Origin of the sequence: Archangium sp. (genome assembly GCF_036388035.1) — a bacterium.
GTDB lineage: Bacteria > Myxococcota > Myxococcia > Myxococcales > Myxococcaceae > Archangium.
The window spans coordinates 1-3,413 of sequence record NZ_DASVSO010000349.1 but is presented as its reverse complement, the minus strand read 5'-3'; the positions used below and the strand labels follow the sequence as shown (position 1 = coordinate 3,413).

The following is a 3,413-nucleotide window of genomic DNA, read 5'->3' as shown; positions in this document are numbered from 1 at the left end:
CCCTTCCTTCCGTCCCCCGAAGTCACGAGGTCCACCGTGTCCGAAGAGCAGAAGCCGCGCCGGCTCACCGAGCTGGCGAACTGTGCGGGTTGAGCGGCCAAGATCCGGGCCGCGGACCTGGCGCAGGTTCTGCGCCAACTGAAGACTTCGAAGGACACGAGGGCGCTGGTGGGCTTCAACACCAACGATGACGCGGCCGTGTATCAAGTGGCGCCGGGCATGGCGCTGGTGAGCACGGTGGACTTCTTCCCGCCGGTGGTGGACGACCCGTTCCAGTTCGGGGCCATCGCGGCGGCCAACGCCCTGTCGGACATCTACGCCATGGGCGCCAGGCCGCTCTTCGCGCTCAACCTGGTGGGCTTCCCCAAGGACCAGCCGCTGGAGGTGCTGACGAAGATCCTCGCGGGCGGCCAGTCGAAGGCGGACGAGGCGGGCATCCCCATTCTGGGCGGGCACTCGGTGCAGGACCCCGAGCCGAAGTACGGGCTGGCGGTGACGGGCCAGGTGCACCCCAAGAAGGTGCTGACGAACGCCGGGGCGAAGCCGGGCGACGTGCTGCTGCTGACCAAGCCGCTGGGCTCGGGCATCGCCACCACGGCCATCAAGCGCGGGCTGGCCTCCGAGGAGCTGACGGAGCGCGTGGTGGAGCTCATGTCCGCCCTCAACAAGCGGGCCGGCGAGGTGTTCGCCTCGGGCAAGTTCAAGGTGAATGCCCTCACGGACGTGACGGGCTACGGCCTGCTGGGACACCTGCTGGAGATGATGACGGGCGCCAAGGCGAAGGCCTTCCTGGACCTGGAGCGCATCCCCATCCTCTCAGAGGTGCCGGCGCTGGCGCAGCAGGGCGTGGTGCCCGGCGGGACGAAGTCCAACCTCGCCCATGTGGGCAAGAAGGTGCGCTTCCCCAAGGGTCTGCCCGAGGACATTCAGTGGGTGCTCGCCGACGCGCAGACGAACGGCGGCCTGTTGGCCTCGGTGCCGGCGCGTGACGCGGCCAAGGCCCTTCGTGCCCTGGAGCGGGCCGACGTGTTCGTGGCCCTCATCGGAGAGGTGGGCGAGGGCCGGCCCGGCATCGAGGTCGTCGGCTAGCGTCGCGCCCGAGGCCGTGGGCGGTGCATGCGACCGGGGGCGTACCGGCTTCGGGCGCTCGGGCCCTGGAGCGCCGCGTCCGGTTCCTGCTCAACGGTGAAGGGCGGGCTTCCACGCGCGGCCGGAGGGTCGTCGTTATTGTAGGCGCCGAGGGACTCCGCCTGGGTGGGGCCTCTCCACACCTTCTTTTCTGGACCGAGACTCCCTCGTGCGCTCTCCGGGACGACTCCTGACGCTGCTCCTGCTGCTGGCCTCCGGCGCGGCCTTCGCGCAGCCCACACTCACCGAGCGGGAGTACGTGGAGCGGGTGCTCGCCTCGGGCCTCGACGCGCGGGTGGCCGAGGGACAGGCCGCGCTCAGCCGGGCCGAAGCCGTGGGCGCCCGACGGTGGGCCAACCCCGTCCTGGAGTGGCAGCGCGAGAGCGCCCGCCTCGGAGGCGGCGTGAGGGAGACGCAGGACATCGTGATGGCCTCGATGCCGCTGGTGCTCTCCGGCCGGCTGGGGCTGGAGGCGCAGTCCGCCGAGCAGGGCGCCCGGGCCGCTGAGGCGCGCCGGGATTTCGCCCGCCTGCGGCTGTGGAACGAGGCGACGCGGGCCTTCTCCTCGGCGCTCGGGGCCCAGGAGCGCCGGGCCATTCTCGAGGACTCGCTCATGGCCCTGCGGCGCCTGGAGTCGGCCATCGCCGCCCAGGAGAAGGCGGGCGAGGCCGCGGGGTACGACCACCTGCGCGTCTCCATCGAGGTGGCGACGGTGGAGGATCTGCTGCGAGGCGTGGCGCTGGAGGAGCGGAAGCGGAAGGCCGAGGCGCTGCGCCTGCTGCCGCCGGGCTCGGGCGCGCTGCCGATGCTCCAGGGGGCTCCGCGGGTGGAGCGACGGCTGCCTCCTCGGGAGGAGGTGCTGTCGGTGCTCGAGGCCAGGCCGGACGTTCGGGCGTGGGAGCTGGAAGCACGGAGCGCGGAGCTGGCCCGTCGGGCGGCGGCGCGGGGCTGGATTCCCGAGCCCACCGTCAACGCCGGTGCGCAGCTCCTCGATGTGGGCCAGCCGAGCGCGGCGACGGGCTACGTGGTGGGGCTCGCGCTGCCGCTGCCTCTCTTCCAGCACCGCCAGGGCGAGGCGGCCCGGGCGGAGGCGCGCCGCGTGCTCGCCGAGTCACAGCGCGCCGCGCTCCTGCATGCCACGCGCATCCAGCTGGAGGCCGCCTACGAAGAGGTGTCGGGTCGTCGGGAGCGGCTGGAGCGCCATCGCGCCACGGTGCTCCAGCGCACCGAGGAGCTGCGCCGCGTCGCCGAGGCCGCCTACCGGGGCGGGAGCGCGGACCTCCTCGCGCTGGTGGACGCCGAGCGGGCCTCCCGAGAGGCGCGGCTGGCGGCCGTCGAGCTGTCCGTCTCCGCCATCGAGGCGGAAGTGGATCTCCTGCTTCTCGCGGGCGCCCCAGTGGCCGTGGAGCCCCGGAGCACCCCCCGATGAACCGTTCCTGCCTCTCCCTCCTCGTCCTCGCGTGCCTCCTGGGCGCCTGCAAGGAGCGCGGGCCGTCCCCTGAAGGCGAGGGCACGCACTCGCACGGCCAGGCCCCCGACGCGAAGTCGGAGCGGCCGGGCCTGTCCATCACCGCCTACCAGAGCGGGCTGGAGCTCTTCATGGAGTTCCCCGCGCTGGTGGTGGGGCAGCCCTCGGCGCTGGTGGCGCACTTCACGGATGCGCGCGATCCGGAGGGTTTCCGGGTGGTGACGAAGGGCCGGGTCACCGCGGTGCTGCGCCACGCGGACGGCACGGAGGAGCGCTTCGTGGCGGACACGCTGCTGCGCGACGGCATCTTCAAGCCGGTGGTGACGCCCACGCGCGCGGGCGAGGCCACGCTCACGCTGGTGCTGGAGGGCGAGCAGGTGGCGGGCCCGGTGGAGGCGGGCCGCTTCACGGTGCACCCCACGGTGGCGGCGGCCCTTGCCGCGACACCGCCGGAGAAGGAGGGCGAGGCCACCATTCCCTTCCTCAAGGAGCAGCAGTGGAAGACGCGCTACGCAACGGCACCGGCCGAGGTGCGCGTGCTGCAAGGAGGCATTGCCGCCAACGGTGAGCTCAAGCCGGTGGCGGGGCAGGCCGCGGAGCTGTCCGCGCCGGTGGCCGGGCGCATCCCCGTGGGCGGCCCGGTGCCGTACCTGGGCAAGCCGGTGAAGAAGGGCGAGGTGCTGGTGAAGCTGGCCCCCACCACCACCGCGACGTCCACGGACCTGGCCTCGCTGGAGCTGGAGGTGAGCCGGGCCCGGGCGGAGCTGGGGCTGGCCGAGCGCGAGGTGAAGCGGGCCGAGGAGATGCTCGCCGCCCG

General features: G+C 73.1%; 3 protein-coding genes. All 3 read left to right on the top strand.

The genetic code is table 11. The annotated features are described in order from the left end of the window. The first annotated feature begins 36 nt into the window (after positions 1-36). Positions 37-1,089 carry a selenide, water dikinase SelD gene (gene selD, locus VF697_RS14310; protein WP_331095260.1) on the top strand — a complete coding sequence of 351 codons (1,053 nt, stop codon included), beginning with the start codon at positions 37-39 and terminating at the stop codon, positions 1,087-1,089. Positions 1,090-1,297: 208 nt separating this feature from the next. Continuing rightward, on the top strand, positions 1,298-2,557 hold the full coding sequence (locus tag VF697_RS14305) for a TolC family protein (RefSeq protein ID WP_331095258.1): 1,260 nt from the start codon (positions 1,298-1,300) through the stop codon (positions 2,555-2,557). Beyond that, positions 2,554-3,413, top strand: an 860-nt coding sequence (locus tag VF697_RS14300; protein ID WP_331095256.1) for a hypothetical protein, incomplete at its 3' end; no start/stop codon positions are given. The genes VF697_RS14305 and VF697_RS14300, both read left to right, overlap by 4 nt.